Below are 238 nucleotides of genomic sequence, written 5' to 3'. Positions count from 1 at the left end.
AACAAGATCACCATGAAGATGACCACCGTGGTGTAGGCAAACAGGAGTGCGATCACTAACAGGGCCAAGTTAAAGAAGGCGATCAGGTTGGTTTCGTGCACCACTTGATTGGTAAAGACCCAAAAATCGTTTTCCGGCTCCCGTTGGCTGACCCGTTGCAAGAGGTAGGCGCAGGCGATCATCAACAGTGCGGCGACGATCGCAAACAGCCAGCCCCGGAACAAAAGGCCAGTTGCGG

Annotated in this window: 1 protein-coding gene; it reads right to left on the bottom strand. The window is 53.8% G+C overall.

From position 1 onward, the window contains the following. Positions 1-238, bottom strand: a 238-nt coding sequence (locus L9G74_RS21950) for a hypothetical protein (RefSeq protein ID WP_238899040.1), incomplete at both ends; no start/stop codon positions are given.

This window comes from Shewanella electrica, from assembly GCF_022321485.1.
Classification (GTDB): domain Bacteria; phylum Pseudomonadota; class Gammaproteobacteria; order Enterobacterales; family Shewanellaceae; genus Shewanella; species Shewanella electrica.
Note: the sequence above shows the minus strand (reverse complement) of the source record. Positions and strands in the feature narration are given on the sequence as shown.